Raw genomic sequence first — 23,949 nt, 5'->3', positions numbered from 1 at the left:
TTTCCCTTCTTGCCGCCATGGGCCCGCTCGGTTCGTGCTTGAAGCTCGCGCAAGGTGGTGAGCTCGAGTTCGGTGGGCGGCCGCGTCTCTTCGAGCTGATCAGAAAAGCGCACCTTCCAGCCGCACGTGTCCTGCACGTGTTCCCGCGTTACGCCGGGATGCATCGACACCACGGTGAATTCCTTGGTCTCCGGATCGGGCTTCCAGAGCGCGAGATCGGTGATCAGGAGAGTCGGTCCCTTGGTGGTGATGCCGAGACGCTGGCGGTGATCGCCGCCCTCGCCATGACCGAAGGAGGTGTAGAAATCGATCTTTTCCACCATGCCGCGCGTGGCCTGCTTCATGGTAATGAACACTTGCCCACAGGAGGACGCGATCTCGGGCGCGCCGCCGCCGCCGGGCAGGCGCACCTTGGGCTTGTGATAGTCACCGATCACGGTGGTGTTGATATTGCCGAAGCGGTCGAGCTGAGCGGCTCCCAGAAAACCGATGGAGATGCGTCCGCCTTGCAGCCAGTAGCGGAACATTTCCGGCACTGAGACGGTGGTGAGCGCCGTCTCGCACAGCTCACCGTCACCGATGGACAACGGCAGCACATTCGGCGCGGTGCCGATGGTGCCGCTTTCATAGATCAGGGTGATGTCCGGTGCATGGGTGAGACGGGCCACGTTGCAGGCCGCCGAAGGGGCACCAATACCGACGAAGCACACATCGTCATTGGACAGAGCGCGTGCCGCGGCAATCGTCATCATCTCATTCGGCGTGAAATCGGAGATCGTTGTCATGCTCACAGCCCTTTCACGCGCTCGGCAAAGGCTTCGGGACCTGCCTCGAGAACATTCTTCCTCATCCATGTCATGAAGAGATCACGGTCGGCGGACACCTTGTCCCATTCGAGATAGGCCGCGTTGTCGCGCTCGTAGTAACCATGGGTGTAGGAGGGGTGCGCTCCTCCCGGCACATGGGCGATGGACGTGATCGTCCAATGAGGCAGCACGCAGAGGTTCGGATGCAGATCGTCGAAATCGTCCACGATCTCCTCCACCGTCACCACGGCTCGCCTGGAGGCCAGCACCGCCTCCTTCTGCACGCCGATGATGCCCTCGACCAGCACATCGCCGCGCCTGCTCGCCTTCTGCGCATGGATGAAAGCGACATCGGGACGATGCGCAGGCACAGCAGCGAGCTCCTCGCCCGTAAACGGACAGGTGATGCTCTTGATTTCCGGATTCACGTCCTTGAGGCCCGCGCCGCGATAACCACGAAAAATGGCGCAAGGCAGTCCGGCAGCTCCCGCTTCATAGGCATTCGCCATGGCCGCGTGACTATGCTCCACCGTCTCGATGGAGCGCGGCCAGCCGTTCTCGATGGCATCGCGCATGCGGCGCAACAGACCGACGCCCGGATTGCCGGCGTAAGAAAAGACAACTTTCTTCACGAGGCCCATGCCGATCATCTGGTCGTAGATGATGTCCGGCGTCATGCGGATCAGCGTGAGATCCTTGCGCCCCTGGCGGATCGCCTCATGGGCGGCCGCGTGAGGAATGAGATGGGTGAACCCCTCGAAGGCGGCGGTATCCCCATCCTTGAGGTTGTCCCTGACAGCGTCGTGAAGGCTTTGAAACTTGGCCATGCTGCTCACAATCAGATATCGAAAAACACGGTTTCCTTCTCACCCTGCAGATGGATGTCGAAGGTATAGGCAGGCATGCCGTTCTCCTCGCTGCGCGAAGCGATGAGGGTCGGCACCCTCACCTTGTGTTCGATGCGTGCCAGAACGGGGCATTCCGCATTGGCCTTTTCCTCATCGGAGAAATACATGCGGGTATGGAGGCCGATATTGATGCCGCGTGCGACGATCCAGAACGTGATGTGCGGCGCCATGAGGCGACCGTCCTTGTAGGGCACGCGGCCCGGCTTGATCGTCTCGAACTTGAACTCGCCCGTCGTGCCGTCGGTCGGCTGGCGTCCCCATCCGGAAAAATGCGGGTCGGCTTGGCCGCGCTTTTCCTGCGGGCTGTTGTAGAGCCCTTGGGCATCCGCCTGCCAGATCTCGATGAGCGCGTCCTTCAATGGCGTCCCGCTGCCATCGAAGACGCGACCCTTGACGATGATGCGCTCTCCTGTCGTCTCAGGCCCCACGAGAACGAGGCCGAGATCCTCGTTCCACACGCCGGTGATCTCGACCCAGTTCGGCGTGGCGCCGATATGGACGTAAGGCCCCGCCGTCTGGGAGGGAGATTCTTTCAACCTGTCGAGCTTCTGAACCATCAGTTCCCCTCCATGCGGTTTTCAAACAGGGTCGAGCGGCGGCCGCGCAGGACAATGTCGAATTTATAGGCCAGCGCGTCCATGGGCAGCGTGTTCTCGCGGTCGAGCGCCGCAATCAGCTGTTCGACGGCTCGCCTGTCCGGGATCGTCGAGACGATGGGGCATTGCCAGATCATCGGATCGCCCTCGAAATACATCTGCGTGATGAGGCGCTGCGCGAAGGCGTGGCCGAAGATCGAGAAATGGATGTGGGCCGGCCGCCAATCGTTGACGCCGTTCGGCCACGGATAGGCGCCGGGCTTGATGGTGCGAAACCAGTAGCGCCCTTCCTCGTCCGTGATCACGCGTCCGCAGCCGCCGAAATTGGGATCGAGGGGAGCAAGATAGGTTTCCTTCTTGTGGCGGTAGCGCCCGCCTGCATTGGCCTGCCAGAACTCCACGAGAGCGCCGGGCACCGGGCGGGCGTTCTCATCCAGCACGCGGCCATAGACGATGATGCGCTGGCCGATCGGGTCTCCGGTCTTGGCGTAGTTGCGGATCAGATCGTTATCGAGCGGGCCGAGCTTGTCGTGACCGAAGACCGGTCCCGTCATCTCCGAGATCGTGTTGTCGAGCGAGAGCAGCGGATATTGCGGGGAGCGCAGGATGGAGGTCTTGTATTGAGGCGTGAAAGCCGGCGGGTGCCAGCTTCTGTCCCGCTGATAGAATGATCCGTCGTCCGACATGACTGCTCTCCCTGCAGAAGCCGTTATTGTTGTGTGTTTTAAGCTTTTTCCGTTTCCTCATAAGCTCTCTTCACGACCTTGAAGGCGTGATTGGCGGCGGGGACGCCCGCATAGACCGCCACATGCAAGAGAGCTTCGCGAATATCATCCTTGGTCGCGCCGGTGTTGTGCGTGGCGCGCACATGCATGGCGACTTCCTCGTCATGCCCCAGCGCCGCCAGCAACGCGATCGTGACGATGGAGCGCTCGCGCTTGGTGAAATGGGGCCGCGCCCACACGGAACCCCAGGCCCCTTCGGTGATGAAGGTTTGAAAATCCGCGTCGAACTCGGTCATCTGGGCGCTGGCACGGTCCACATGCGCATCGCCGAGAACCTGACGGCGAACCGCCATGCCCGCCTTGTAGCGGTCGCTCTGAGATTGATCAGACAAGGCCTGCCTCCTGAAGATGCTGTTGAATGAGCCATGTGAGAACAGCCGGCTTCTCGACACAGGGAATGTGCCCACACCCGTCGATCAGCTCGAAGCGTGCGCCGGGAATGAGGCTTGCGGTATTGCGCACCACATCGGCCGGCGTGGAACCATCCTGATCACCCGCGACACAGAGGGTAGGAACGTCGATCCTGCCTGCATCGGATGTCAGATCGGCATCGCGGATGGCCGCGCAGGTTCCGGCATAACCGTGGGTGGGCATGCGGACCAGCATGTTGCGCCAGCCGGCGACGTCGTCCTTGCGCATCTCACGAAATGCCGGCGTGAACCAGCGTTGCAGAACGTTTTCGACGATGGGCCCGATGCCACCTTTTTCGACGGCGGAAATCCGCTCAGCCCAAAGCTCCGGCGTACCGATCCTCGCCGCCGTGCAGCAGAGCACCAGCGCCTTCACCCTTTGAGGCGCACGGACAGCCGCACGTTGCGCAATCATGCCGCCGACGGAGAGGCCGACCAGGGCTGCGCTGTCGACCTTAAGGTGATCGAGCAGCGCGAAGAGGTCGTCCGTATGATCGTCGATTGTGTAGGGCGCAGGCGGCGCATCGGAGAGGCCGTGTCCGCGCTTGTCGTAGAGAACAACACGGAAACGGTCGGCTAAGGCGGACGCGATGTCCTGCCAGATGCGGAAATCGCTGCCGAGCGAGTTGTTGAAGACAAGCGTGGGGCCATCAGGCCCTCCGGTGACCTGATGGTGAAGAACGATGCCGTTTGCACGAATGAATGCCATGCCTTGACCTCAATGCAGCGAGCCGACGCCGATATAGTGTTCGACCAAGCCGGAATCGGCCCGCAGAGCCTCGCTCGTGCCCTGCCAGACGATGCGGCCTCGCTCCAGGATCAGCACGGATTCGGCAAAATCGAGCGCGCTCTCCAGGCGCTGTTCCACGAGCAGGATCGTCATCTCGCCGCTCGAAGCCAAGCGCGTGAAGGCCGCCATCAGCTCCTCGCAGATCACCGGCGCCAGGCCTTCGAGCGGTTCGTCGAGGAGCAGCACGGAGGGACGCCCCAAGATCGTGCGGGCCGTGGAGAGCATCTGCTGCTCGCCGCCGGACAATTGCCAGCCGAGATTGCTCCGGCGCTCGAAGAGACGCGGGAACATGTCGTAGGCCTCATGGATGACGCTGCGCGGGCGGTCCTTGATGCCGACGATCAGGTTTTCCTCCACAGTCAGCGAGCGGAATATGTCGCGCGTCTGCGGCACGAGGCCGATGCCCTGCCTGGCGCGCTCGGAGCTTTTCAAGGACGACAGATCCTTGCCGCCGACCAGGATCTCCCCGCCATAGCGGCGGTTCAGGCCCATGAGCGTCGAGAGCAAGGTGGTCTTGCCCATTCCATTGCGGCCGAGGATCGACAGACGCGCGCCGGGCGGCACGGAAAAGGACACGTCCTCCAGCACGATGGTCGGGCCATAACCCGCGCTCAGGTTTTTGACGTCAAGCGACGCTGCGGGCATTGGCATAATTCCCCAAATAGGCTTCGCGCACCTTCGGATCGGCAGCGACATCCGACGGCAATCCTTCGAAGATAATCTCGCCCGCCGCCAGCACCACCACGCGCTTGGCGAAGCGGAACACCAGATCCATGTCGTGCTCGATCATGAGCACGGCGAGGCTCGGCGGAAGCCGCTCCAGCGCCTGCTCGATGCGCGGTGTGTCGATGGAGGGCACGCCGGCAGCAGGCTCGTCGAGCAGGAGCACTTTCGGCCTGAGGGCGAGCGCAATGGCGATTTCCAGCAGGCGCTGCTGGCCATAGGCGATCTCGCCGACCTTCCGGCGCGCGACCTCGAGCAGGCCGAGGGTGCCCAGAATATCATGCACCTCATCAGCGACAGTGGAATTGCCGCGAAAACGGCTCAGGATCCGCGTGGCCCTTCCTTCCCGCTGCAGCACGGTGAGAGTGACATGCTCCTCGGGCGTCAGTTCCGAGAAGAGTCGCGTGACCTGGAAGGTCCGCACCAGCCCCTTTCGCACACGCTGCACGGCGCCAACTTGCGTCACGTCCTCCCCATGGAGAACGACGCGTCCGGCGCTGGGCTTGAGCTGGCCTGTGACCAGATTGACGAAAGTGGTCTTGCCGGCACCGTTCGGGCCGATGAGAGCCAGGCGCTCGCCCGCTGGCATCGACAGTGAGATGTCGCGGCTCACCGCCAGGCCGCCGAAGGACTTTGACAGGTTCTCGACGCGGAAGAGATCGCTCATGCCTTCCCTTCCCTCGATCCGGAGAACCTTTCGACCAGGCTGCTCAAGCCTCCGGGAGCAGCCAGCACAACGGCGATCAGCAGCGCACCCACCATCGTCATCCAGTGGAACGGGTTGATGGCGGAGACTACATGCTCGAAGCCCATGAAGATCACGGTTCCGATCAGCGCGCCATAGAGTGTGCCAAGGCCACCGAGAACCAGCATGACGAGCGCATTGGCCGAGAGCTCGAAGCTGACGCTGTCGAGGCCGACGACCTGCGTGGAGATGGCGGCAAGAGCTCCGCCGATGCCGGCCACCGCCCCCGAGATCACGAACATCTTCAGAAGCACCGGGAACACGAAGGCTCCCATGGCACGGATGCGCACCGGATCCTGCTTGATACCGCGGCACAACATGCCGAAGGGCGACGCGACGATGAATTTCAACGCGACGAAGACGATGAGCAGAAGGGCAAGGCCCATGACATAAGCCGTCTTGCCCCACAAATCGAATTCGAAGATCCCGAAGAGCGGGCTCACCATCAGCCCCGCCAATCCATCGCTGCCGCCCGTGTAAGCGGAGGCTTTGTTCGCGGCTTCATGAAAGAGCTGCACGATGGCGATAGAGAGGACGAGCTGCGCGAGCCCGTGGGCCCGGAGCATGATCGCACCCACAACAAGCCCGGCCGCAGCGCCTGCAACCGCGCCGATGGCAAGCAGCGTCATCGGCTCCGTGACGCCGTTCACGCAGGCAATGCCTGCCGCATAGGCGCCAGCGCCGAACAGGGCCGCCTGTCCGAGAGTAGCCACGCCGCAATAGCCGACGATCAGATCGATCGACAGCACCAGAAGCGCAACCGCGATGATCCGGGTGAGAAGCGCGAGATTGTCGGGGAACAGCCAATAGCCTACCGCCCCGAAAGCGATGATCGCCACGATCCCGATCACGTCGCGCCACCACGGGCTCTTCGCCCTGGGAGCTGCCGTTACTGGTCCTGCCTGAGCCATGAGCTGCATGTTACTGAGCCCTTCCCAGGAAGCCGCGCGGGAACAGGCAGACGATGAGGATCACCGCGGCATAGAAGAAGAAATTGCCGAATTCAGGCATGAGATAACGCCCTGTCGTATCGACCAGTCCCAGCACGAGACACGCGATGACGGCACCAAGGATGGACCCTGCGCCGCCGACCGAGACGACGACGAGGAACATCACCATGTAGCGCAGCGCGTAATAAGGTTCGATCGGCAGGAACTCCGCGCCGACCACGCCGCCGAGGGCGGCAAGGCCGATAGCGATGGCAAAGCTGACGGCATAGACAACCTGGGTGCGGACGCCGAGCGCATCGCTCATGGCGGCATTATCGACCGTTGCCCGCAGTTTGATGCCGAAGCTCGTGCGTTCGATGAGATACCACAGACCGGCAGCAACGACCACGCCGCAGGCGATCACGAAGAGACGATGCGCGGCAATGGTGCGAAAGCCTATGTCCACCGGCTGACTCAAGGCTTGAGGCAGAGGAATGGTCTTCAGGGTCGGGCCGAAGAAATAATTGGTGATGCCGATCACACAGAAGGTGATGCCGATCGTCATCAGCACCTGGGTCAATTCAGGGCTGCCATAGATTCGCCGATAGAGAAAACGCTCGAGCGGAATGGAGATGATGATGGTGCCGATGATCGCGAGAAAGATCGCAGCCGCATAGCCGAGCCCAAGATCCCGCGCGGCGTAGGATGCGATATAGCCCGCGATCATCGCGAACGCGCCATGGGCGAGATTGACGACCCGCATGAGGCCCATCGTGAGCGACAGGCCGATGCAGATGATGAACAACACCATGCCGAAGGCCAGGGCATCGGTCGCAATGCTCAAGATAGTCTGCATCGATCGTGTTCCGCTCGCTCACCGAGATGGCTTGAAGAGGCAGGCGATGGATGCAATCGCCAACCGATTGCATCCATCTTAGACGACACCACCTTACTGCGTGGCGAGACCGGGATCCTTCTGGTCCGGGAAGGTCTGGATTTCCTTGTTGAAGTACTTTCCGTCGGCGCCCTTCGCGACCTCGCGCAGATAGATGTTCTGCGTGATGTGGCGCGTCTCGGGCTCGATGCGCACCGGCCCGCGGGGGCTGGTCCAGGACAGGCCCTTCACGGCGTCGACCGCCTTCTTGGCATCCTGCTTGCCGTCAGTGGCTTCGATCATCTTGTAGATGACGTGCATGCCGTCATAAGCACCGACCGCCGGGAAGGAGAGCTGGTCCGCCGAGCCGATGGCCTTGGTGGCCGCCTCGACGAACTTCTTGTTCTCCGGACTGTCATGGGCCACCGCATAATGGAAGCTGGTCTTCAGGCCCTCGGCCGCTTCGCCGAGCGCCGGCAGATCGGATTCCTGCGTGAGGTCACCCGGCGCGTAGAATTTGATGCCGGCCTTCTTCAGGCCCGTCTCGTTGAACGCCTTCACGAAGCCCAGGGTAGGCGGGCCGGAGGGCAGGAAGGCGAACACGCCGGCAGCCCCGGAGTCACGCACGCGCTGCATGATCGGGCTGAAATCGGTGGTGTTCATCGGCATGCGGATGGCTTCGACCACCTGGCCGCCGGCTGCCTCGAAAGCCTTCTTGAACGCATTCTCCGCATCGATGCCGGGGCCGTAATCGCTGACGACGGAAATGACCTTCTTGACCCCTTCATCGACGGCCACCTTGCCGAGAGGGGTCGTCGTCTGCGCGGTCGTGAACGACGTGCGGACCACGAGCGGCGAGGTATTCATGATGGCAGAGGTCGCCGCGTTGAAGATGACGAGCGGCGTGTTGGCCTGGGCGAGCAAGGGCGTGATCGCCATGGCGTCAGGCGTGAAGTAGACCCCGCCGAGATACTGCACCTTCTCCTTCACCACCAGTTCCTGCGCCAGGGCGCGGGATTGCGCAGGGTTTGCCGCCGGAAGGTCGCGATAGATGACTTCGACATCATGACCTTTCACGGATTTTCCGTTCAGCGCCATGTAGGCTTCGACACCCGCCTGAAAGTTCTTTCCCTGCAGGGCGAACGGACCCGAGAACGGGCCGATGATGCCGACCTTGACGGTCTCGGCGTATGCGGAGACGGAGCTCATCAGCAATGCGCCGATGGCCGCGCCCAGAATTCTCTTGCCTGCTGTCATCCTCGTTTCCTTCCCTCTGAGCCGCAGATCTCTTTGGGTGGATCGCGGTCCCTTGGCTTATGGCGTTATCAGCTTGTGCGCATTGCGAACATTGATTACCATACCGAACATCAAGGACGATTCAGGGGCACGGTGTCAAGTCCACATGAGTCGAACACCCTCTTTGGAGAGCAGCATGGCTCAGGAGATCGACAGTCAGAGCGGCGAGGACCGCGATTTCGTCGCGAGCCTTGAGAAAGGCCTTCTGGTCATCGAAGCCTTCGATGCCAACCGGCCCCGCCTGACCCTGTCCGATGTGGCCAAGATCACGGGCATCACCCGCGCGGCCGCCCGCCGATATCTTCGCACCCTCACCCGGCTCAACTACGCGGATTTCGATGGGCGCTATTTCTCCTTGAGCCCGCGCATCCTCAGGCTTGGCTATGCCTATCTCTCCTCCACGGCGCTTGCCACGCGCCTGCAGCCCTTTCTGGAGCGGATCTCGGAGGAGACGGGCGAGTCGAGCTCCGCGGCCATTCTGGATGGCGACGATATCGTCTACATCGCCCGCTCGGCCACACGCCGCATCATGTCCATCGGCTTGGGCGTGGGCAGCCGCCTGCCCGCCTATTGCACGTCGCTCGGACGGGCGATCCTGGCCCACCAGCCTCCTGAGACCATCGAGGACTATCTCGAGCGGGTGCGCCTGGAGCCTCGAACCCCGAAAACCATCACGGACAAGAATGAATTCCGCGCCGTGCTGGAGACGACACGCCAGAAAGGTTATGCCTTCGTCGACGAGGAGTTGGAATTCGGCCTTCGCTCCATTGCCGTGCCCCTGGTCCAGAAGAACGGCCAGGTCACCATTGCCCTCAACATCAGCGCGCAGGTTGCACGCGTGCCGGCCTCCGAGATGGAGGAGCGCTTCCTGCCGTCCCTGAGATCCGCCAGCGAGGCCCTGCGTTACACGTTGTAGAGCTTAAAGCTCTGCCGGATTGATCGAAATGCCCAGATGCGCGTTAGCAAAGAGGCCAGCTTGCGCGATGAAGGACATGCCATGGTTACCCTGGAGATTGCCGGCAAGGCGGTTGCCGTGACCAATGCCGATCAGGAGCAGGCCCAGGAGCTCTTTTTGAGCGAGAGCTTTAAAGATGACTTAAAGTCGTTTAAGAGCGAGGGCCGCTTCCTTTGGGACGGCTCAGCTGCCTTGACAACCAGACCCGCATCCGAGGACGAAATCGATGCGTTTTATGAGGTTCTGGACGAAGAGGATGAGGACGAGGTCGAAGACGACGAAGACTCTGACGGCATCAACATCGATGTCGTTTTCCTGGTGTCCATCGACGAAATAGACGACGGCACCACCTCCGGCTGATCACATTTATCGGAGCCTTTGAGCTCCCTCGAACCGGTTCAGCCCCATTCCCATGCCTTTCCCCAAGACCAATCCCAGCCTCGAACGCGCCCTTGCCGATCGTGGCTATAACGACCCCACCCCCGTCCAGGCCGCCGTTCTTGGAGACGACGCCCTCGACCGGGATCTTCTCGTGTCTGCCCAGACTGGCTCCGGCAAGACGGTCGCCTATGGCTTGGCCATGGCCTCCACCCTGCTCGGCGATGCGGAGCGCCTCGGTGCGCCGCGCGAACCGCTGGCGCTCATCATTGCGCCGACCCGTGAGCTGGCGCTTCAGGTCCATCGCGAGCTGATCTGGCTCTATGGCCCGGCCGGTGCCCGTGTCGTGTCGTGTGTCGGCGGCATGGATGTGCGCCGCGAGCAGCGGGCCCTGGAAGATGGCTGCCACATCGTCGTCGGCACGCCGGGCCGCCTGCGCGATCACCTGGAGCGCGGACGCCTCGATACATCGAAGATGAAGGTCGTGGTGCTCGACGAAGCGGATGAGATGCTCGATCTCGGCTTCCGCGAGGATCTCGAGTTCATCCTCGACGCCACGCCCGAGCAGCGCCGCACGTTGCTCTTCTCCGCCACCTTGCCGAAGAACATCGTGGCACTGGCGCGCCGCTATCAACGCGATGCGCACCGCATCGACACATTGGTGGAGAACGAGCCGCACGGTGACATCGAGTATCGTGCCATCCGCTGCGCGCCGAACGAGACGGAGCTCGCCACCGTGAACGTGCTGCGCTTCTATGAAAGCCGCGGCGCAATGGTGTTCTGCCATACCCGTGAGGCCGTGCGCCACTTGCATGCGAGCCTGATGGAACGCGGCTTCGCCGCTGTTGCTCTCTCCGGAGAACTCAGCCAGAGCGAACGCAGCCATGCTCTTCAGGCCCTCCGCGATGGACGTGCCCGCGTGTGCGTTGCCACCGACGTTGCCGCTCGCGGCATCGACTTGCCCGATCTCGGCCTGGTCATTCACGTCGACTTGCCGAACGATCACGAAACGCTCCTGCACCGCAGCGGCCGTACGGGCCGTGCCGGTCGCAAGGGCGTGTGCGTGATGCTCGTGCCCTATACGCGCCGTCGCAAGGCCGAGCGCCTGATCGACATGGCCGGCATCGACGCGGCCTGGGCCGGTCCTCCTTCGGCGGAGGACATCCGCACGCTCGATCGCGAGCGCCTGATGCAGGATCCCATCTTCTCCGAAGAGACGACGGAAGAAGATCTTGCCATGGCTCGCGTCCTGCTCGCGCAGAAATCCGCCGAGGAGATTGCCAATGCCCTGGCGCGCTTCCATCGTTCACGCCTGCCCGCCCCCGAAGAGATTTTCGATCCCGGCGAGGATCGTGGGCCGCGTCAGCGCAAGGACAAGCGCGAACGCCAGGATGAGCGCGCGCGCGGTGGAAAAGAATGGGGGCGCGGCGCTTCGGAAGATGGCGCATACGGCGCGTCGGAAGACATGGTGTGGTTCCGCATGAGCGTGGGGCGCCGCAACAATGCCGATCCCCGTTGGCTTTTGCCCATCATCTGCCGTCTCGGCCATGTGACGAAGAAGGAGATCGGCTCGATCAAGATCTTCGACAGGGAATCGAAATTCCAGATCGCCAAGTCCCACGCGCCGAAATTCGCCGCTGCCGTGCGCAAGGCCAATGACGAGGATATCCGCATCGAGCCCGCCGATGCGCCGCATGGCGGAAAGTCCTGGGATGGGCCTAAGCACAAAGGTCCAAAGGAGAAAGGCGGATTCTCCGAGCGCAAGGGTCCGAAGGACAGGGGCGAGTTTTCGGAGCGCAAAGGTCCGCGAGAGGGCAAACGCACTCAAGAAGGCAAGCCGCCTCGCGAGCACAAAAGCCCGAAGGATTACAAGCAGCCGAAAGACAAAAAGCGCACCTCCGATAAGCGCCACTAAGAACGCAAAAGAGGCCGGAACGCGAAAGCGCTCCGGCCTCTTTCTATTGATGCGGACGAATTCAGGATTCGCTCGCGGCAGATTTTTTAAGGTTTTTTATCACGGCTCCTGCCAGCGGCACGAGCATCGACGGCAGAACGGAGTCGATCGGGTGCCGCACGAAACCCACGACGGCTTGCTTCATGCCGCGCACCTCATCGCGCAGTTCCGTGAGTTGTTCCTGAATGGCTTCTGCATCCCCTTCGAGTGCCTGGATCGCTGAATTGCGCACTTCGAGCGCCAGCTCCATCTCCCGTCCTGGCTTCGACTTTTCAGCAAACACCAACAGCACGACGGCGACAACGAGGTTGCCAAGGGCGATGATGGCGGCAGCCCAGACGGAGCCTAACGTCCGGTCGAGCGCGAAGAACACGGCGAGATTGCCCATGAAATACGCGAAAAGTCCGAGAAGAGCCGCAGCTCCCCTCAAGGAGGAACGGGTCATCATCTGCCGGAAGCGGATGTCGGCAATGATCGACTCGGCGCGCCAGAGGACGCGAAGATTGCGGACGACGCTGTCCATCATGGTTTTCAAGCCCTTTCCATCATTCGTCCGATCGTCACCCCTAGGACGACAGCGCCCAGCACGGACGCCAGCGGATGCGCGGCGATAAAATCTTCGGCGCTGCCGGTGTACTCGGACAAAGCCTTGCTCAGTTCCTTCAGCTGCTCTTCGAGATCCGCAGTGAAGGATGGATCGGCCTCTTCGACAAGATCGCTTTTCACGTTGTGCTTCGCGGAATGCGACTTCGTCTTGGTGGCGGCATGTGACGGCTTGTTCAGCTCTGCATGAAGAGAGGCAAGCTCATGATGAATATGAGAAGAGCGCGCCATGATCAGAGCGCCTGTCGAAGGCGCGCATAGGCCTCCCTCAGCTCGGAGCCGAGGATTCTCAAGGCATCACCCACATCCTTGACGCTCCTGTCGAGCTCAGCCCTGCTCTCGAAGGAGCTCCAACGCTGCTCGAGTTCGGACCATTCGTCCTGCACCTCTTTCGAGCCGAGATGGATTGTCAGCCGGATCTCATCCCGGGTGCGCTTGAGATCCTCGGCGAGTTTTGCGAGATCCGGCATGGTCTGTTCCCTTAAGACGGATGGACGGCGGGCCGAAAGAGCCACTGAAGGTTCTTCTACCCGGCTCCAGCACAAGCAGCCTTGATCTTCATCAATATGGCCAAGCCTCCCGACGCTCCGCGGCTTGGGGAACAAGTTTCCCTGCCTTTTCAGCAACGTAACACAATCCACTCTCTGGCCGGAGAGCAGACACGGCATGGAGATTTCAGTAGGTTTGTCCCAACAACACCGTAGGGGCAAAACCAATGAAACCTGACATGGACCTGATCGGCGCGCTCACCAGCTTCTCGGTCGGCACGCTCGATGGCCGCGATGCGATGATGGTGATCGAGATGGCGACCTCGCCGGAGGAATACGAGCGCGGCGTGCGCCGGCAGCTGCCGGTGGCGATGACGCCCGAGCATGCCCGCGAGCTCGGCGAGGCGCTGCTTCTGGCCGCCAAGGCGGCCCTGATGGGCGACACTCCCTCATACGCCGTCAACTGAAGCGCTGACCTCCCCTCTGAACTCCACCGCGAGACGTTAGTTGACGTTCCAGCATCGCCTCGCGGCAACAATCCTATGCGATCGGGATATTTTTGCTGCATCGCAAAATATCTTTTTTGCATCGCAACAAGAGCTCCTGTAAGGCGTTATCTGACATTCGGAAACCTGAAGGATAAGCCTGATGCAGCGCTTGGGAAGCATGATTCACCAATTGGCTCGCTACCGAAGCCAATGGGAAAGGTTGATGAAGGCCTCGGCCGCAACCGCAGCCTCGCTGGAACCTTCCGCGACGGCCCCAAGCCGCCTGACGGAAACACAAAGCTTCGGCCCCAACCCCGGCAATCTGCGCATGTTCACCTATGCGCCGCCGGAACTCGAGGCCTCCCCTGCCCTCGTCGTGGTTCTTCACGGCTGCACACAGAGTGCTGCGGGCTATGATTACGGCTCCGGCTGGTCGGTTCTGGCCGAGCGGTACGGCTTTGTCGTGCTCTTCCCCGAGCAGCAGGATGCCAATAACCCGAATCGCTGCTTCAACTGGTTCCAGACCGGGGACATTGAACGCGACCGGGGCGAAGCCGCCTCGATCCGCCAGATGGTGGAGCGCGCCATTCGCGATCACGGCGTCGACCGTGACCGTATTTATGTGACCGGTCTTTCGGCAGGCGGCGCCATGACGGCGACCATGCTGGCCGCTTACCCGGACGTCTTCGCTGGTGGGGCCATCATTGCGGGCCTCCCCTATCGATGCGCCACGAGTGTCTCGGAAGCGTTCGAGTGCATGTTCCAAGGGCAGACACGCCCTGCCCAGGAATGGGGCGATTTGGTACGCCGGGCCTCTCCGCATCGCGGGCCTTGGCCCAAGGTCTCTGTCTGGCATGGCAGTGCCGATGCTACCGTGAAGCCCCTCAATGCAGGCGAAATCATCAAGCAATGGACGAATGTCCATGGCCTTTCGAGAGGTCCCAGCAGGAACGACATCGTGGATGGTTATCCGCGTCGCGTCTGGACAAACGATTCCGGTGATGACGTAGTCGAGGAATACGTCATCACCGGGATGGCCCATGGCACGCCGCTCGCCACGGGAGACGGCGAGAACAATTACGGCACTGCAGGCCCGTTCCTGCTCGAGGCCGGGATCTCATCGAGCTATCACATCGCGAAGTTTTGGGGCCTCACCGGGCGCGGTATATCGAAGAAGCCCGCAAGCACCGTGTCGAAGCCCATGTCAGCCGGAAAGATTTCGCCATCTGTCACTGCTTCGCAGGAGCGCAGGAAGCAAGCGCCTATCTCCATCCCGGATGTCGGCGCTGTCATTACAAGGGCGCTGAAGGCCGCCGGCCTCATGAACTGAGGACACTCACGGATCTTTTTCGACGCTGAGGTCGTCTTCGCTTTTCTTTTCGCCAGTCACGCAGTTCATGCGCGACTGCGCCGGAAGGACTTGTGGAGACGGATTCTCACGTCCGGCGACCTCGCGCATGATCTTGGTGCGGATGACCATGGCGAATTGCTCCGGGTCGTGCAGAGGGATCATGAAGGACCCGACGCCGCCGATCACGCATTCCCGATAATACACATCCAGCCCCTCCATCTCGGGGCTGTTCGAGGCGCGACCGAACATGATTGGCAGGCCATTGATCGTGATGCCTTCCGCGATTGCCTCATCCCGCGCGAGTTCAACCTTGCGCCCGTCGTTGTTGGGGCCATCCCCCGAGATGTCGATCACGCGGCGCGAGGAGATTTTGCCGAGGTCCGTGAACAGATTGCGGCTGAAGTCGATTACTCCGGAGATTGATGTCATGCCTGCTTGGCGCACTGGCTTGCTGGAGAGATAGTTGGAGAAGGCATTCGCTTTTTCCGGACCATCGATGACCGTCCAGGGAACGAGCACCACCTGATCCTTGGCTCCGGACCACTCGACATAGGTGACAGCGATTCGCCCCGCTGTGCCGTTCTGGATGGCCTCATGGACAAGCGTGGATCGAAAAGCCTCTGCAAAACCGGAGCGCTGCAGGCCTTGCTCCCCTGCTTCCATCGAGGAAGACACGTCAACAGCGATGACAAGAGCCAAATCGAGTGGAGGCTCAGCGGAGGCCGGTGCCCCATCGAGAAAACCGCCGGTGAGAATAAGGCACGCGAGAGTACACCAGAAACGACGAAGCATGATGACCTCCGCCCCTGCCCTCGGTCAGTTGACCAATGCCCAAGTTACCTCTTTCTCAACGCACCAAGCTGGACTTTGATACGCTGGGTCGCGAATAAAAATCGCACCTGTTCACCCATCCGGTCGAAGACCGTCACTGCCGAACGAACGGTTCGGGAAGCCTCAGGGACGAACTTGTCCTTTAAAGGGCAATCAGGGCTCGAGGCACGGCAGGTTGCCATCAAGGTTTCGAATAAGAAACGCTAATGTGGCGTTCGCGCTGTATCGTGATTTCACAATGGCGCAGGGTCTGGGTCCTGCTGGCGATTTTCCCTGCCTTTTCAGCAACGTAACACAATCCACTCTCTGGCCGGAGAGCAGACACGGCATGGAGATTTCAGTAGGTTTGTCCCAACAACACCGTAGGGGCAAAACCAATGAAACCTGACATGGACTTGATCGGCGCGCTCACCAGCTTCTCGGTCGGCACGCTCGATGGCCGCGATGCGATGATGGTGATCGAGATGGCGACCTCGCCGGAGGAATACGAGCGCGGCGTGCGCCGGCAGCTGCCGGTGGCGATGACGCCCGAGCATGCCCGCGAGCTCGGCGAGGCGCTGCTTCTGGCCGCCAAGGCGGCCCTGATGGGCGACACTCCCTCATACGCCGTCAACTGAAGCATCGGATTGATCCCAGACGCGGAGACCAACCCGATGCTGACTTCTTGAAGGAGCACATCGGCTGATGTGACCCGGAGGTCCGCGTCATTGAAAAAGCCAAGGTCGCTTTCCATGAAATGCGATAAGACGCCGGTCTCTTCTCATCGGCATGCGCGATGGATACCCATGTCGAAATGGAAGTGATCGCGATGGGCTTCGTTGTGATCGGGACTGAGCACGACGTCGAAGAGCCTGCAGGCGCCATCTCGGACGTCCCGCAGAAAAGCCGCGCGGCGGGGATCACTTCCCGCCCAGTCGCTTCTCACCGTGATCTGCTGTCCGTCTGCCAGCACGAAGCCTGCGAGATCGATTGCATTGGCGGTCGCATGTTCGCTGCGCCGACCTTCAGTGCGGTGATTGATGTTGCGGCAGGCGTAAGTGCCGAAATGGACGACGCGCACCACATCCTGCCCGAGATGTCTGCGAGCAGATGGTCCGACGACGTGGCGGTCAAAGAGCGCCCAGGCGACAGCGAGAGGACATGAAGCCGTGAAGCTCCGGCTTAAGGCGTGCGAAGCCTCCGTCATCTCAACCGCACTGGACAAGCCACAGCCATCCCTGCTCTCACGATCCGAAACGGGTCTGTAGGAAACATCCGACCCCGCCAGCACTCCAAGGCATTGCGTCCCGCTGCTCTCGAGACGCGAGAGCTTTATCCGCGTCAGCCAGTTCACCTCATCCGCCACCCGCAAGGGCGCGAACGGATTGAGATGTCTCGGGACGACAAAGACTTCGCCCCAGACCAGTCCCGCCAGGACTGCAAGCCCAAGTGCAGCAGTGAGGGCGAGCCGCCCGAGAATGGTCGGAAGAAGCCTTGTACGCCGACGCGTTGGAAGAGGTTCGTCCTGCACAGGGCGGATTTAGGGCAGAACGTGGAGGGAGCGAGTCTTCAGGCCGCTCTGATAATGCAGCCGAAGCAGTCGAGCCCTGTCTTCTAATTCGGTTGAGAACCTTAACTGAGCAGCGCCATGATGACTTGGGCCGACTGGGGGCGACCCAGACCGTAACCCTGACCTTCCTGGCATCCGATTTCCTGGAGCACGCGGATCTGATCCGATGTTTCCAGCCCCTCGGCGATCAGGCGAATTCCAAGGCCTCGGCCCAGGGCAACAATAGTCTGCACGATTGCCATCGCTTCCACATCGTCCGGAACTCCGGAAACGAATGAACGATCGATCTTGATGGCCTCGATGGGAAATTTCCGCAGATAGCCGAGCGCGGAGTAGCCGGTTCCGAAATCATCGAGAGCAAATCCAATTCCGGAACACTTCAACTCGGCCATGACGCTGCGAACCGTACCGCTTTCCTGAATAAAGAGCGATTCAGTGAGCTCAAGCATCAGCCGGTCTGCCGGCAGGCCCGTATCGGCCAGCACTTTCGCGACAGACATGGCGAAATTGCCACGTGTGAATTGGACTGGCGATACATTCACCGAAAGCTTGATAGACTGGGGCCACCGAGCGGCCTCGCGGCATGCCTCGTACAGAACCCACTCGCCGAGCGTTTCCATCATGCCGACTTCTTCCGCAATAGGGATAAATTCGTCGGGCGGCACCATTCCGCGCTCCGGATGAGGCCAGCGAAAAAGCGCTTCCACACCAACGAGCTTTCGGCTGCCGAGGTCGAATTGCGGCTGGTAGACCACTTGGAATTCCTGTCGCGCCAGGGCATCCCAAAGCTCCATCTCCAGCTTTTGTCTGGCCCGCAGTTCCACTTCCATCGACGGTTCGTAGAAGCAATGAAGCCCGCGTCCAGCCTTCTTTGCCCTGTGGAGCGCGGCATCTGCCTGTTTCATGACGAGATCGGGCTCGCTTGCCGCTTCATCAATCGTTGCAATGCCGACGCTGACGCCGATCATCAGACGATTGCCAGTGATATCGTAAGGATCGCTGAGTTGTTCGATCAGGCGCCGCGCAAGGGTTTCGAGATTCTCCTTCGTGATCGGCTCACGCCAGAACACGGCAAACTCATCTCCACCGAAGCGTGCAAAAACATGCGGAAGTGGAACGAGCTCGAGTCCTCGACGACCTACGGCCTGCAGCAAAAGGTCCCCAGTGCCATGCCCGAAGGTATCGTTGACGGTCTTAAAGCGGTCGAGATCGAAATAGAGAACAGCTCCGGAAGGCGCTCCTGCAGTTTTCGCCTTCAGTACTTCGTGGAGGCACTCCGTGAAACGGTTGCGGTTGGGCAGTCCGGTCAGTGTGTCATAGTGAGCAAGATATTCCAGACGCTGCTCGGCACGCCTGCGTTCTGTGACATCCCTGAAACTCAGACAAACGACGAAACGGTCCGCAGGTCTGCCATCGGTCGCCTCTATACTCTCCTGCAAACGCGAGGGAGTCACGACGTATTCGAGCACCCGCTCGTCGGCACCGTCACCCTGCAGGCGCAGCTCACGCAGCGCAGTTCCGCGCCATTCTCGGTGAGCGCAATCGGCGATGGCGTCTCTCATTGCCATCAGCATTTCAACCGGTGCCAGTTCCTTGACAGGAAGCCCGATCCAGTTGCGGCGTCCCGGCTTGAGGATCTGTGCTGCGGAGCGGCTGATCGATTGGATGGTTCCTTCGTCATCGACCACGATGATGCCGTCGAAATTGTCCGAGACGACCTGGTCGAGCACAATCTTCAGGTTATGACGCTCTGTGTTTGAAAGTGCGAGGAGAAGACGACGCAGGTCGATCTCCCGTCCGACCGTGACAGCCATGAAGCCTAGAACAGCGACGTGCCAAGCCGAGGTATCGAGACTGACGGCACGCAAAGCCTGCAGGGCGAAGGCGCAGATTTCCACCACAACGGCGCAGCCGATCAGCGCGGTGAGAGCGTGGTGCCATTTGGAGCGTCTTGACGCCCAAACCAGAACCGCCAGCATGATCAAGCCGACGAATTCGGTTTTTTGCCCCGTTTCCTCAAGCGCCCGTCCCTGCACGATCGTCTCCGCACTGATCGCCTGGAGAAGCGATCCGGAGATCAGGCCATAGTGAGGCACCTGAAAGACGTCGCGCAGCTCAATCGCGCCAGCACCGACGATGACTCTCTTTCCTCTCAAACGCTGAGCCTCGATATGCCCTTGCAGAAGATCGATGACCGAGATGCGATCAATCTCACTTGCCGAAATGCTGAAATCGATAATGAACGACTCGGTGCCCGGAGAAACGCTGCCATAGAGCGTGGCAAGCGACGGCAGAAGCTTCCCATCGATCATGGCGCCATAGGGGTAGCGCCGAACGTGCCCGTCGGAATCCGGCTCTATATTGACGCTCGCAAGCCAAGCATGATCCCGAAAACGCACAAGCGGCTGGCTGGCGATGGTGCGGTCATCTTGGGCGTCCGACGACGCAGGCTGATTGAACGTGGCGAGGATAACCGAGCTTTTCGCACCCCGCAAAGCAGCTTCGAGTGCGCTGTCATCCACCTCGTTCGACCGCGCGCTGAAATCAATGTCGAGTGCAATTTCGGAAGGCGCGAAGCGATCGATGGATCGGATCAGATCGGCATGAATGCGCCTGGGCCACGGCCATTCACCGATTTCGGCAATGCTCTTGGCATCGATCTCCACCAGTACGATCCCGCCGGTTGGATCTCGGTGAGCGGCAGAAAAGCGAAGCTCTGTAAGCCCATCCTTCAAGGGCTTGAGGGTGCCTCCGTTGTGAAGCAAGCCTGCAAGGAAAGCGATGGAACCGATGATGATTGCGTGTCGGAACACGTGCCCCTCACAAGGGAAAGAGGATAAGCCGCGGCTGTCGGGAACCTTCCACGTTGTGGAATGCCCTAGCGCTTCCCATTGCCCTCGGAGGAGCCGCCTCCCCGTCCGTTGTCTGAGTTTGCGTCGCTCCTGCCTCCACCATTGCCATTGCTACCGCCCTTGCCGTTACCGTTATGACCGCCGTTGCCGGAACCGCCTGCATTGCCACCGGCATTACTGCCTGAACCGCCGGATCCGGAACTGCCCTTGCCGCCATTGCTGCCGCCAGCATTACTGTCCGAACGGGTAGACCCGGAACTGCCTTTGCTGCCGGCTTGCCCCTTCGTTCCGGTGTTCTCATCATCGGAATTCTGGGACCGTCCCCTTCTGACCTCTGGTGTGTCGCTTGCGCCAGTCACGCGAAGACCGTGTCCTTCCGGCCCGCCGACAATGGCTTTTTGACCGGGACGGACATCTGCCGAGGCGCCAGTCCTGAGATCGGAGACTTCCACCAATCCGCGCGCGACCTGCACGTCCGCGCCGCCCCTGGACACGGAGACCGTGAAGTGCGTTCCTTTCACGACGGCTGCCAGAAACGGGGTTTTCACCGAGAAATGCCTGACGTTGCGTCTCTCAACCTCAAGTTCGATCCTGCCCACCTGCTGTTGAATCGTCGTGCTTGTGCCGAAGAATGTATAGGATTGCGGCGTGATCACCGTATTGGGGCTAACCAGAATACTCTCGGCTCCCCGCTCCAGTTGAGCGCGGGCATTGTCGCTCGTCGAGAAAGTTGCGCCATCCGGAACGCTCATTCCAGCCGTCGCTCTGGCAACAGGTGCATTCGGGTTTGAAATCCACGCCTCGCCCGTGACCTTAACAATTACCCAATCCTCGGCCAGTGCGGGAGCTGCACTCAAGAGCAGAAGAAGGGGAAAGATAAACAGGCGGCGCAGCGGAATCAGCATCATGGCAGGTGCGGCAATCATTATTGGCAGGAAGGATGCAATATCTTTGACCAGGCAATAAATAATATAACATACTGCCATTCCTGTCGATTATGATTCCCGCAACTAGCGAGTGCTTCGGAATGCGTCCTCGCTCCCGCAAGTCGCATCGTCACGATACCTGCATGTCCCAAGGTAAGTAAGAAGATACGGATTAAATGACAGGAAGCTTACAAAATACACTGTACATGCTGCTTTATCACTGTTGGCACGCGAAATTCTCAGCACTGGAGCAAAATAAAAACCGACCGGTTCGACAGCATCGGTCAACGGATCAGCGCTGTAATGAAGAGATAGGACAGGATGGAGGATTTGTAGAGTCAGCTGACCTGAGCGATGCCGCGGCAGTGAAAGCCGATCACGCGCGGAGCCCCACCCAGATAGTACTCCTCCATGTCCTGGATGGAAAAGCCGGCTTGCTGGAGCAGTGCCGCTACCGGCCGCGTGAGGTTGCAGCCGACCGCCAGGGATCGCCAGATCGGATTGAGCCGATGCTGCCAGCGCGCCACATCCTCCTCCGGCGACAGCCCATGCTCGAGGAAGAGCACCCTGCCTTCGGGCTTGAGAACGCGCCTAATCTCCTTGAGCGCCTGCTCGGGATCGTCGACCGAACACAGCGTGTAGGTGATCACGGCCGTATCGATCGATGCATCTCCCAAGGGCAGCGTCTCGGCCGGGGCACGGACGATTTCCAGAGGAACCGGGCTGTTGCGATGCCGCGTTTCACCGAGGTGAAGGAAGGCATCATTCGGATCGACACCGATGACCTTCGTCACATTGAGGGGATTGTAGAACGGCAGGTTCAGACCGGGCCCCATGCCGATTTCGAGCACCACACCGCATGCGAGAGGGATAACCCGCTCCCGTTCCGCCGTGATGTCTTCCATCGCGCAAAGGCAGCTGACGATCTTGGGTCCGATATAGCGAGAATACAGGCTCATCTTCGTTCTTCCGTGAGAAGGTGCGTCTGGAAAGGGTCGCGAGCACTAATGCCCTGAGCCGCGCCAGCCGTAATGGGCGTCGAAGGGTTCGAGTCCGATGTCCTGCAGCATGCATGCGTAGAGCTGCCGGCGATCCCCCTCATGAGCAGCAGCCTCTTTCATCGACGCAACGAAATAGCGGATGGATTGGGTGGCACTCTCAATGATGGCTCGCATAATCCAACCTGACGGCGAGTTCAGCGAGCCGTTCAGTGAAGCAGTGTTCTGCGTCATGGCATGCCTCCCAGCACTTATGATGCTAGACTGGACCGGATCGAGGTCCGATCCTTGGCGAAAAAGGCAGGCATTCCCGGCCACCATCGTCACGATTGATGATGCGCGACTTGGGCCTTCTCTTCTGTGACCTTGATCACATTGCAGGCGACGCTCCGTCGTCCTTCACGAAAGGCCTCCCAATGGCTGGACCGCACAATCTGGCGCTTCTGCTCAAGGCCAATCCCTTCTTCGCAGGTCTTGGAGACGACGCCATTGAAGCCATCGCGGTACTGTGCGTGTCGCGGCACCTCGATCCAGGAGAGACACTTTTTCTCAAAGGGGATCCAGGCGATGCGCTCTATGCCGTGCGTCGCGGGAGAATCCGCATCGCGACAGGGAGTTCCTCGGGCAGGCGTCTGACGCTCAATCTCCTCGGTCCCGGCGACGTTTTCGGCGAGGTTGCCCTTCTTGACGGCCGCCCGCGAACCGCCGATGCCGTGGCGGTTGAGCCGACGGATCTCTATACGGTCCTTCGGCGCGACTTCTTCAACCTTCTCGAAAAGCGCCCGTCCGTCGCGATTAGGATCATCGAACTCCTGTGCGAGCGCATTCGCTGGATGAGCGGGCAAATGGAGGAACGTGCGCTGCTGCCGCTGGAAACCCGGCTGGCCCATCGTCTCGTGGCGCTCAGTGAGGATTACGGCTGCGAGCTGCATGTGAGCCAGGAGGAGCTCGCCATCTTCGTCGGGGCAAGCCGCGAAAGCGTGAACCGGCAGCTTCAGGATTGGCGCCGCCGCGGCTGGGTGGAGTTGGGTCGCAACCGCATTCGCGTGCTCCATCCATCCTGTCTGTATCGTTCGCATGCGAACGACGGCAGCATTGCGACGCATGATCCCGTGTGATCCGGATCACAGAACGGAATGTCTTCTTCATTCAAAATCCGGACATGGTTTTGAGGAGAGGCGAAGCATGGCCCTGTATCGATCGAACCTGCCGCAACTCTCCGGCGGAGATTTCCTGACCGATGGCCGCTTGCCCTCCGGAGATACCCTGCAGGAGGCAATCGAACGAGTGTATGCAGCCGCCGGTTCGGGCCCGATCTACTCCATGGTCAACTGTGCGCACCCGACGCATTTCGATAGCACCGTGGGGACAGAGGATACATGGCTTAAGCGGGTCAAAGGCATCAGGGCCAACGCCACCACCCTGAGCCATGCCGAACTCGATGCCGCCACCGCGCTGGATGCGGGCGACCTTGCCGCGCTCGGGCGTCACTATCAATCGCTGCGCCGGAAGATGACGCAGCTTTGTGTCCTGGGAGGATGCTGCGGAACGGACCACAGCCACATCGTCGCCGCTTGCGAGGCCTGCAATCCGCGCTTCGGGCTCGCCTCAAACCATGCACAAAAACTGCGAAAGGTCTCATAAGCCTTGATGCTCCGTTCAGCTCCAGCGCCAAGAAAGAATCACTATATCAATACTACCCCTTAAGGGGTGT

The 23,949-nt window shown here is 60.7% G+C and carries 28 protein-coding genes; 8 read left to right on the top strand and 20 right to left on the bottom strand.

The features are described 5' to 3' along the window. The 11 genes from ACUXUR_RS23555 to ACUXUR_RS23505 form a co-directional block, all read right to left on the bottom strand. Positions 1-785 (bottom strand): CoA-transferase subunit beta (locus ACUXUR_RS23555; protein WP_445504786.1); only part of this gene is annotated, 785 nt, incomplete at its 3' end. A 2-nt stretch (positions 786-787) separates the two neighbouring features. Next, positions 788-1,633: a CoA transferase subunit A gene (locus tag ACUXUR_RS23550; RefSeq protein ID WP_445504785.1), complete on the bottom strand. Its 846-nt coding sequence runs from the start codon at positions 1,631-1,633 to the stop codon at positions 788-790. A gap of 11 nt (positions 1,634-1,644) precedes the next feature. Further along, the gene (gene pcaG / locus ACUXUR_RS23545) at positions 1,645-2,271 is read right to left on the bottom strand and encodes a protocatechuate 3,4-dioxygenase subunit alpha (RefSeq protein ID WP_445504784.1); all 627 of its coding nucleotides are present in this window, start codon (positions 2,269-2,271) and stop codon (positions 1,645-1,647) included. Beyond that, entirely contained in the window at positions 2,271-2,996 is a 726-nt protein-coding gene (pcaH, locus tag ACUXUR_RS23540; protein ID WP_445504783.1) for a protocatechuate 3,4-dioxygenase subunit beta, read from the bottom strand. The genes pcaG and pcaH overlap by 1 nt, the downstream gene beginning before the upstream one ends. 38 nt (positions 2,997-3,034) lie before the next feature. Next, positions 3,035-3,388, bottom strand: coding sequence for a 4-carboxymuconolactone decarboxylase (gene pcaC, locus ACUXUR_RS23535; RefSeq protein ID WP_445504789.1), 354 nt, complete (start codon positions 3,386-3,388; stop codon positions 3,035-3,037). A gap of 31 nt (positions 3,389-3,419) precedes the next feature. Further along, a complete protein-coding gene (pcaD, locus tag ACUXUR_RS23530) occupies positions 3,420-4,214 on the bottom strand; it encodes a 3-oxoadipate enol-lactonase (RefSeq protein ID WP_445504782.1) in 795 nt (264 codons plus the stop codon). A gap of 9 nt (positions 4,215-4,223) precedes the next feature. Then, on the bottom strand, positions 4,224-4,940 hold the full coding sequence (locus tag ACUXUR_RS23525; RefSeq protein ID WP_445504781.1) for an ABC transporter ATP-binding protein: 717 nt from the start codon (positions 4,938-4,940) through the stop codon (positions 4,224-4,226). Further along, on the bottom strand, positions 4,921-5,685 hold the full coding sequence (locus ACUXUR_RS23520) for an ABC transporter ATP-binding protein (protein WP_445504780.1): 765 nt from the start codon (positions 5,683-5,685) through the stop codon (positions 4,921-4,923). Before ACUXUR_RS23520 ends, ACUXUR_RS23525 begins: the two co-directional genes overlap by 20 nt. Beyond that, entirely contained in the window at positions 5,682-6,674 is a 993-nt protein-coding gene (locus ACUXUR_RS23515) for a branched-chain amino acid ABC transporter permease (protein WP_445504788.1), read from the bottom strand. Before ACUXUR_RS23515 ends, ACUXUR_RS23520 begins: the two co-directional genes overlap by 4 nt. A 10-nt stretch (positions 6,675-6,684) precedes the next feature. Further along, complete coding sequence (locus tag ACUXUR_RS23510) at positions 6,685-7,548, bottom strand: branched-chain amino acid ABC transporter permease (RefSeq protein ID WP_445504779.1); 864 nt, start codon at positions 7,546-7,548, stop codon at positions 6,685-6,687. Positions 7,549-7,641: 93 nt separating this feature from the next. Continuing rightward, positions 7,642-8,823, bottom strand: coding sequence for an ABC transporter substrate-binding protein (locus ACUXUR_RS23505; RefSeq protein WP_445504778.1), 1,182 nt, complete (start codon positions 8,821-8,823; stop codon positions 7,642-7,644). A 175-nt stretch (positions 8,824-8,998) separates the two neighbouring features. Here ACUXUR_RS23505 and ACUXUR_RS23500 point away from each other — a divergent pair, with 175 nt between their 5' ends. The 3 genes from ACUXUR_RS23500 to ACUXUR_RS23490 are packed head-to-tail and all read left to right on the top strand — an operon-like array spanning position 8,999 to position 12,110. Continuing rightward, positions 8,999-9,778 (top strand): IclR family transcriptional regulator, encoded by a 780-nt coding sequence (locus ACUXUR_RS23500; protein ID WP_445504777.1) that lies wholly within the window; start codon positions 8,999-9,001, stop codon positions 9,776-9,778. 60 nt (positions 9,779-9,838) lie between these two features. Then, positions 9,839-10,177 carry a hypothetical protein gene (locus ACUXUR_RS23495; protein ID WP_445504776.1) on the top strand — a complete coding sequence of 113 codons (339 nt, stop codon included), beginning with the start codon at positions 9,839-9,841 and terminating at the stop codon, positions 10,175-10,177. A gap of 52 nt (positions 10,178-10,229) precedes the next feature. After that, positions 10,230-12,110, top strand: coding sequence for a DEAD/DEAH box helicase (locus ACUXUR_RS23490; protein WP_445504775.1), 1,881 nt, complete (start codon positions 10,230-10,232; stop codon positions 12,108-12,110). Between the two features lie 61 nt (positions 12,111-12,171). Here ACUXUR_RS23490 and ACUXUR_RS23485 read toward each other — a convergent pair whose 3' ends face one another. Genes ACUXUR_RS23485 through ACUXUR_RS23475 form a run of 3 tightly spaced genes read right to left on the bottom strand, consistent with a single transcriptional unit; the run spans position 12,172 to position 13,222 of the window. After that, positions 12,172-12,675: a phage holin family protein gene (locus tag ACUXUR_RS23485; protein ID WP_445504774.1), complete on the bottom strand. Its 504-nt coding sequence runs from the start codon at positions 12,673-12,675 to the stop codon at positions 12,172-12,174. Positions 12,676-12,680: 5 nt separating this feature from the next. Then, a complete protein-coding gene (locus tag ACUXUR_RS23480) occupies positions 12,681-12,983 on the bottom strand; it encodes a hypothetical protein (protein ID WP_445504773.1) in 303 nt (100 codons plus the stop codon). Positions 12,984-12,985: 2 nt separating this feature from the next. Continuing rightward, complete coding sequence (locus ACUXUR_RS23475; RefSeq protein ID WP_445504772.1) at positions 12,986-13,222, bottom strand: hypothetical protein; 237 nt, start codon at positions 13,220-13,222, stop codon at positions 12,986-12,988. A 245-nt stretch (positions 13,223-13,467) separates the two neighbouring features. Here ACUXUR_RS23475 and ACUXUR_RS23470 point away from each other — a divergent pair, with 245 nt between their 5' ends. Further along, positions 13,468-13,707, top strand: a complete 240-nt coding sequence (locus ACUXUR_RS23470) for a hypothetical protein (RefSeq protein WP_445504771.1) — start codon at positions 13,468-13,470, stop codon at positions 13,705-13,707. 244 nt (positions 13,708-13,951) lie between these two features. Then, positions 13,952-15,058 (top strand): extracellular catalytic domain type 1 short-chain-length polyhydroxyalkanoate depolymerase, encoded by a 1,107-nt coding sequence (locus ACUXUR_RS23465; RefSeq protein ID WP_445504770.1) that lies wholly within the window; start codon positions 13,952-13,954, stop codon positions 15,056-15,058. A gap of 6 nt (positions 15,059-15,064) precedes the next feature. On the opposite strand, the gene ACUXUR_RS23460 is transcribed toward ACUXUR_RS23465, so the two are convergent. Then, positions 15,065-15,871, bottom strand: a complete 807-nt coding sequence (locus ACUXUR_RS23460; RefSeq protein ID WP_445504769.1) for a DUF1194 domain-containing protein — start codon at positions 15,869-15,871, stop codon at positions 15,065-15,067. Positions 15,872-16,299: 428 nt separating this feature from the next. Here ACUXUR_RS23460 and ACUXUR_RS23455 point away from each other — a divergent pair, with 428 nt between their 5' ends. Next, complete coding sequence (locus tag ACUXUR_RS23455) at positions 16,300-16,527, top strand: hypothetical protein (RefSeq protein ID WP_047191162.1); 228 nt, start codon at positions 16,300-16,302, stop codon at positions 16,525-16,527. A 143-nt stretch (positions 16,528-16,670) separates the two neighbouring features. Here the strand turns inward: ACUXUR_RS23455 and ACUXUR_RS23450 are convergent, their stop codons facing one another. The 5 genes from ACUXUR_RS23450 to ACUXUR_RS23430 all read right to left on the bottom strand — a co-directional run bounded on the left by ACUXUR_RS23450 (position 16,671) and on the right by ACUXUR_RS23430 (position 22,469). Then, positions 16,671-17,420, bottom strand: a complete 750-nt coding sequence (locus ACUXUR_RS23450; RefSeq protein WP_445504768.1) for an extensin-like domain-containing protein — start codon at positions 17,418-17,420, stop codon at positions 16,671-16,673. Positions 17,421-17,521: 101 nt separating this feature from the next. Next, a complete protein-coding gene (locus ACUXUR_RS23445; protein ID WP_445504767.1) occupies positions 17,522-20,272 on the bottom strand; it encodes an EAL domain-containing protein in 2,751 nt (916 codons plus the stop codon). Positions 20,273-20,337: 65 nt separating this feature from the next. Further along, positions 20,338-21,219: a FecR domain-containing protein gene (locus ACUXUR_RS23440; RefSeq protein WP_445504766.1), complete on the bottom strand. Its 882-nt coding sequence runs from the start codon at positions 21,217-21,219 to the stop codon at positions 20,338-20,340. Between the two features lie 356 nt (positions 21,220-21,575). Then, on the bottom strand, positions 21,576-22,196 hold the full coding sequence (locus tag ACUXUR_RS23435; RefSeq protein WP_445504765.1) for a class I SAM-dependent methyltransferase: 621 nt from the start codon (positions 22,194-22,196) through the stop codon (positions 21,576-21,578). Between the two features lie 45 nt (positions 22,197-22,241). Beyond that, positions 22,242-22,469, bottom strand: coding sequence for a hypothetical protein (locus ACUXUR_RS23430; RefSeq protein WP_445504764.1), 228 nt, complete (start codon positions 22,467-22,469; stop codon positions 22,242-22,244). 182 nt (positions 22,470-22,651) lie between these two features. Between ACUXUR_RS23430 and ACUXUR_RS23425 the strand changes: the two genes are divergently transcribed. After that, entirely contained in the window at positions 22,652-23,353 is a 702-nt protein-coding gene (locus ACUXUR_RS23425) for a Crp/Fnr family transcriptional regulator (RefSeq protein ID WP_445504763.1), read from the top strand. Between the two features lie 67 nt (positions 23,354-23,420). Then, a complete protein-coding gene (locus ACUXUR_RS23420) occupies positions 23,421-23,879 on the top strand; it encodes a homocysteine S-methyltransferase family protein (RefSeq protein WP_445504762.1) in 459 nt (152 codons plus the stop codon). Positions 23,880-23,949 lie beyond the last annotated feature (70 nt).

This window comes from Microvirga medicaginis (assembly GCF_052658925.1).
This window is presented reverse-complemented; position numbering and strand designations above follow the sequence as displayed.

What these genes read in the sequence shown, in the direction of transcription:
- ACUXUR_RS23550 (WP_445504785.1), bottom strand. Translation starts at nt 1,633, where the DNA reads ATGGCCAAGTTTCAAAGCCTTCACGACGCTGTCAGGGACAACCTCAAG.
- pcaG (WP_445504784.1), bottom strand. Translation starts at nt 2,271, where the DNA reads ATGGTTCAGAAGCTCGACAGGTTGAAAGAATCTCCCTCCCAGACGGCG.
- pcaH (WP_445504783.1), bottom strand. Translation starts at nt 2,996, where the DNA reads ATGTCGGACGACGGATCATTCTATCAGCGGGACAGAAGCTGGCACCCG.
- pcaC (WP_445504789.1), bottom strand. Translation starts at nt 3,388, where the DNA reads ATGGCGGTTCGCCGTCAGGTTCTCGGCGATGCGCATGTGGACCGTGCC.
- pcaD (WP_445504782.1), bottom strand. Translation starts at nt 4,214, where the DNA reads ATGGCATTCATTCGTGCAAACGGCATCGTTCTTCACCATCAGGTCACC.
- ACUXUR_RS23525 (WP_445504781.1), bottom strand. Translation starts at nt 4,940, where the DNA reads ATGCCCGCAGCGTCGCTTGACGTCAAAAACCTGAGCGCGGGTTATGGC.
- ACUXUR_RS23520 (WP_445504780.1), bottom strand. Translation starts at nt 5,685, where the DNA reads ATGAGCGATCTCTTCCGCGTCGAGAACCTGTCAAAGTCCTTCGGCGGC.
- ACUXUR_RS23515 (WP_445504788.1), bottom strand. Translation starts at nt 6,674, where the DNA reads ATGGCTCAGGCAGGACCAGTAACGGCAGCTCCCAGGGCGAAGAGCCCG.
- ACUXUR_RS23510 (WP_445504779.1), bottom strand. Translation starts at nt 7,548, where the DNA reads ATGCAGACTATCTTGAGCATTGCGACCGATGCCCTGGCCTTCGGCATG.
- ACUXUR_RS23505 (WP_445504778.1), bottom strand. Translation starts at nt 8,823, where the DNA reads ATGACAGCAGGCAAGAGAATTCTGGGCGCGGCCATCGGCGCATTGCTG.
- ACUXUR_RS23500 (WP_445504777.1), top strand. Translation starts at nt 8,999, where the DNA reads ATGGCTCAGGAGATCGACAGTCAGAGCGGCGAGGACCGCGATTTCGTC.
- ACUXUR_RS23490 (WP_445504775.1), top strand. Translation starts at nt 10,230, where the DNA reads ATGCCTTTCCCCAAGACCAATCCCAGCCTCGAACGCGCCCTTGCCGAT.
- ACUXUR_RS23485 (WP_445504774.1), bottom strand. Translation starts at nt 12,675, where the DNA reads ATGATGGACAGCGTCGTCCGCAATCTTCGCGTCCTCTGGCGCGCCGAG.
- ACUXUR_RS23480 (WP_445504773.1), bottom strand. Translation starts at nt 12,983, where the DNA reads ATGGCGCGCTCTTCTCATATTCATCATGAGCTTGCCTCTCTTCATGCA.
- ACUXUR_RS23475 (WP_445504772.1), bottom strand. Translation starts at nt 13,222, where the DNA reads ATGCCGGATCTCGCAAAACTCGCCGAGGATCTCAAGCGCACCCGGGAT.
- ACUXUR_RS23470 (WP_445504771.1), top strand. Translation starts at nt 13,468, where the DNA reads ATGAAACCTGACATGGACCTGATCGGCGCGCTCACCAGCTTCTCGGTC.
- ACUXUR_RS23465 (WP_445504770.1), top strand. Translation starts at nt 13,952, where the DNA reads ATGAAGGCCTCGGCCGCAACCGCAGCCTCGCTGGAACCTTCCGCGACG.
- ACUXUR_RS23460 (WP_445504769.1), bottom strand. Translation starts at nt 15,871, where the DNA reads ATGCTTCGTCGTTTCTGGTGTACTCTCGCGTGCCTTATTCTCACCGGC.
- ACUXUR_RS23455 (WP_047191162.1), top strand. Translation starts at nt 16,300, where the DNA reads ATGGACTTGATCGGCGCGCTCACCAGCTTCTCGGTCGGCACGCTCGAT.
- ACUXUR_RS23440 (WP_445504766.1), bottom strand. Translation starts at nt 21,219, where the DNA reads ATGATGCTGATTCCGCTGCGCCGCCTGTTTATCTTTCCCCTTCTTCTG.
- ACUXUR_RS23435 (WP_445504765.1), bottom strand. Translation starts at nt 22,196, where the DNA reads ATGAGCCTGTATTCTCGCTATATCGGACCCAAGATCGTCAGCTGCCTT.
- ACUXUR_RS23430 (WP_445504764.1), bottom strand. Translation starts at nt 22,469, where the DNA reads ATGACGCAGAACACTGCTTCACTGAACGGCTCGCTGAACTCGCCGTCA.
- ACUXUR_RS23425 (WP_445504763.1), top strand. Translation starts at nt 22,652, where the DNA reads ATGGCTGGACCGCACAATCTGGCGCTTCTGCTCAAGGCCAATCCCTTC.
- ACUXUR_RS23420 (WP_445504762.1), top strand. Translation starts at nt 23,421, where the DNA reads ATGGCCCTGTATCGATCGAACCTGCCGCAACTCTCCGGCGGAGATTTC.